Genomic DNA, 4,199 nt, shown 5'->3' with positions numbered 1-4,199 from the left:
CTTGGGCACAAAAACGTTCCTTTAACCCCTTATATAGCCCAAGAAAGTATTACGTTCCTGTTTCCATGAGTAGCAAGTAATAAAGTATCCTCTTAAAATGGCAGCGATCGCATCGGTACGCTGCTATTCGTTCTAATGAATCATTAGAGTAGTAGCTCTAGCTCATTTCTGCCCCATGTCTTGTTAACTCTCATAAAAGAGCAATATTTAACTCATTGTTTTACGATATATGATCTAATGGATAGGTAAAAGACAAAATCTAATCCCATCTCTGTAAACTAGCTCTTAGCAAGTCAGACTAAGATTACACCTTGTGAAAGCCGAAGTTTTAGTAAGGGCTCTCATATCTTGACTCGTTGAATTTAATTAAAACTTAGAAGTTAACTGTTCTAATCTTTTTATGTGTATTTGGGTTATTTCTTCTAATTCGTCGTTAGTAGGAGAGCGGTTTTCAAACACAAATGGTTCTAATGTTTCAATTTCGTGGACTACGTACTTTGAGCCTTCAACGTTTGCGTGCAGTAGAAACACTGAGCCCAGCGCATACTCACCAACTTGAATAACGAAAGGCATTACATTTTGTCTGTCGTCAGATACGTCAATCACGTCGTCTGGATGCGGTTCGAGACAAACTCCGTCTGGCTCATTTCTCAAAAATTTAGCTAATATGTTAATGCGCTCTTCGTCTTGTGCTAACTGATCTAACGATACTAATTTGCTAGGTTCTAAATTGTAGCTTTGACATATCAGTATCAATGATTCAATTAAGTCATCTTTATTGTCTTGATGGCTAACAGTACAAGTTGCATTGAGTTTTCTATCATCTTCGAGAAAGTGCATTTCCCAAAGCTGATCATTGCCTCTCTGAGATCCGTGAAATACTCTTAAAAAATTGATAGCACCTTGGATTGAAGTTGTCTTATCAGTAGTCATGTGAGGGATTACGTGAAACTCGCTCTCTGTAACGCGTATTTCTATTGAGAACAGATCTGAACGAAGGAACAAACCAGTATCGTGCGCAGTGACGCAAACCTTATGTACTATATCGGTTAAGAAAGTGATGGCTGGTGAGTATGGTGTAGTTCGGACTTTTAGGTTGCACTGGCCTGATACGTTGGGAGTGATCGTTACTTGTGTATTCTGACTTTCTTCAATGACAACCCCCCCCTCTGATAAATCAAATCGGTTATCTTTAGTTATGCTGCCACTGGCATTTATTGGGATAGGCTGGTACCCAAGGTAACTATCTTTTAGATGGTTCTGAATTTCTGATGGCTCAGCCTTAAAGGAAAAGGAGAATCCTGACTTACCGTAGCCTGTCGTTTTAATAATGGCTTTTTTATTATCTTGATATTTCTCCATACCAGACGGGATATATGTCAGAATTTTTTCCATAAACTCACTGGAATGGGTACTTTTCAACTTTACTTTTTCATCATAATTGACAGTTATTACTAGCTTGTTTAGTTCTTTGGGAGCCTTTGATATGTCATTTTTTCTGACTTTTTTAAGCACTCGATGGATCAGTGATTCATCAACATGAACGAGATAGGCTGATTCTAGGTGCGGTAGGGAATCTTCACTGAACTCTAGGAAAAGGATGAAGGCCGGAGAGTTGTAATTAACGAGTCGCTTGAGAGCTGATAACTTGATATCACACTTACCTCTTTTGCCCTGTGTGGACTTTACTTGTACTTTACATTCAATAGGAGTGTTTTGTAGATCTCTCGGTAAATCAGTCTTCAGGTAGGGAAATTCAAGAAAGCTATCCCATCCATTTACATCTTCATGTGCAGAAGAAGTTATGACAACCCCTATCTCGCGACACCATTTTGCTAACGTATCTTCCCCTAGAGCACCTAGATTGAAATATTTCTCAAATTCCATATAACCTAAATAAAATGATTAACCTTATCGATGACCATTAGTATGCCATGCTTAAATCCCGTTTAAATATGTTTAATTTAAAAACTCACGGCAAACACACCTTTGTCCAGAGTCTTCATAGACCTGAATTTTAACTCTTGGCACTTTCTAACTCGAAAGTTCCCCAAAATCATTCAGAGCTAATACTCTATAATTTTTAGAAGCCTGCATTTCCCCAACCAAAAGTTAGGCAAAAGACACATAACAAGTGATGTTACTCTGATTCGTAAAACAACGAATCAGAGTACGTGTTAAAGGTTTGCTGTTCGGTACTTTCTTGGTGTCTGATTAAACAATTTCTTAAATGCCTGTACATAAGCGGAATCGGAAGAATATCCCGACTCGATAGCAATTTCTTGAATACTCATTTTCGAGCTTAACAATTGCAAAGATAAAACTAGCCTTATGTTTTGTCGCCATTGTGCAAAAGATTGAGAAAACTCTTTCGAGCATAATCGGGACAATGTGCGCTCAGATGCACCGACTTTTGTCGCCCATTCTTTTAATGTAAACGGCAAATCAGGCTGTTTTTGAAGCTGTGCGAAAATAGAGAAAAGACGCTTATCGGTAGGAATAAGCAGTGGTATTTCATAACTTTCTGCAACTTCGATTTGATCTCTCAACACCATCAGTAAATGCGTGATATTGGACTCAGATTGAGAGAGTGTGTTGCTTTCAAACAGAAGTAGTATCAACTCTTTGACGAAAGAATTTACCTGACAGGATTTAGGTTCGCTTCCATACCGAAAATTTTTGCCTGGGTTGAGATAAATCGCCAAAAATTGTGTATCTGTAATCGCAACGGATTTATGAACTGTATTTGCGGGTATATAGAGCATGCCATTATGAGGTACTATCCCGCTTTTATCACCAATGTCTGATTGTAACAATCCCTGGCGTGGGAACACTATTTGATGCCATGGATGTGAGTGGAAATCATCAATATAGCCAGAGGCCATTTGGGTCGTTCTAGCTATGAATTGTTTATCAGGAAAGTTTCTGATTATCTCATTGGCTTGCATGATTGGCGACTTATCTACATTAGGTGTCTGTTAGTATAAAATGCGCCACTTAGATTTGATATAACATTGTCAGCCTATTATTCAGTAAAGGGTTAAAGATGCGTATCCATTTCATTATTCATGAATATTTTGAGGCTCCTGGAGCTTATGAAGCTTGGGCGAAGAAACACCGTCATACCATTACATACTCGCGAGTATATCTAGGTGAACCTCTCCCCCAAGATATTGAAGATATTGATTTTCTGATTGTTATGGGGGGCCCACAAGATCCTGCGACCACTATCGAACAATGTTCTCACTTCGATACAAAAGGTGAACAGGCAGTCATTGCAAAAGCGATTAATGCAGGCAAAGTTGTACTTGGTATTTGTTTGGGATCCCAACTTATTGGTGAAGCGTTAGGTGCTCATTATGAACATAGCCCTGAACGTGAAATTGGTAAGTTCCCTATCATGCTGACCAAAGACGGTATTACCCATCCATTGTTTGACCATTTTGGCACCGTTTTGGAAGTAGGCCATTGGCATAACGATATGCCTGGACTGATACCAGATGCTGAAATCATTGCGTATAGTAAAGGCTGTCCTAGACAAATTGTTGCTTATAGCGATTTGGTGTTTGGTTTTCAGTGTCATATGGAATTGACTAAAGAAGTCGTAGCGCTGCTCATCGAAAATACTGATCTCAGTGAGGTCGAATACTTTCGTTTTGTTGAGAACCCCGAAGTATTACTGAGTCATAACTATGATGAGATGAACGAAAAACTACATGGCTTTTTAGATAAGTTGGAACGCTTGTATAAATCACAAAACTAAGTGGTAGTTTCGTGGCTTATCAAAATTTGGTTCTCAGGAAACATTTTTTACTACCAATACGATATTCTTACCTCTACGGTGAACGCTAAATCTGTTATCGATATCTGAAGTAATCCGCTTTCAGCTCATTTAGGAAATCATCTAACAAGCTTTTGTCCGTGCGACCTGAAGTCGTATGAAGCGTTGTTCACCACGATAAGAGTGAACCATCTGTATCACCAGATGACCCTAGGATTCTGAATAAAGCAGCGAATCCGACAATGTAACGAAACTCGGTTATTAAACCGAGTGGGAACTGAATCGTGAGAGGACGTTCTTCCTGATAACCACAAATCGGGTAAGTGCTAGGGTGTCAGTATGATGAACGTAAGTGAATCCACGTAGTGCGACATGAAGTCGTATGAATCGTTGTTCGCCACGAAAAGAGCGAACCATT

At 39.2% G+C, this 4,199-nt stretch carries 3 protein-coding genes; 1 reads left to right on the top strand and 2 read right to left on the bottom strand.

Going from position 1 to position 4,199, the window contains the following annotated elements; genetic code table 11:
- Positions 1-366: 366 nt before the first annotated feature.
- The gene (locus tag AB6D80_RS24300) at positions 367-1,887 is read right to left on the bottom strand and encodes a hypothetical protein (protein WP_017104187.1); all 1,521 of its coding nucleotides are present in this window, start codon (positions 1,885-1,887) and stop codon (positions 367-369) included.
- A gap of 290 nt (positions 1,888-2,177) precedes the next feature.
- Entirely contained in the window at positions 2,178-2,948 is a 771-nt protein-coding gene (locus AB6D80_RS24295; RefSeq protein WP_017102634.1) for an AraC family transcriptional regulator, read from the bottom strand.
- Positions 2,949-3,046: 98 nt separating this feature from the next.
- On the opposite strand from AB6D80_RS24295, the gene AB6D80_RS24290 reads away from it, so the two are divergent.
- Entirely contained in the window at positions 3,047-3,763 is a 717-nt protein-coding gene (locus AB6D80_RS24290; RefSeq protein WP_017102633.1) for a GMP synthase, read from the top strand.
- The last annotated feature ends 436 nt before the right edge of the window (positions 3,764-4,199 follow it).

The sequence above is a fragment of the Vibrio sp. 10N.247.310.17 genome (assembly GCF_041466605.1).
GTDB lineage: Bacteria > Pseudomonadota > Gammaproteobacteria > Enterobacterales > Vibrionaceae > Vibrio > Vibrio tasmaniensis_A.
The sequence above is the reverse complement of the archived record's forward strand: the minus strand, read 5'-3'. Positions and strand labels throughout refer to the sequence as shown.

Bases quoted from the DNA above. Each gene is read 5' to 3' on its own strand.
- AB6D80_RS24300 (WP_017104187.1), bottom strand. From the start codon at position 1,887: ATGGAATTTGAGAAATATTTCAATCTAGGTGCTCTAGGGGAAGATACG.
- AB6D80_RS24290 (WP_017102633.1), top strand. From the start codon at position 3,047: ATGCGTATCCATTTCATTATTCATGAATATTTTGAGGCTCCTGGAGCT.
- AB6D80_RS24295 (WP_017102634.1), bottom strand. From the start codon at position 2,948: ATGCAAGCCAATGAGATAATCAGAAACTTTCCTGATAAACAATTCATA.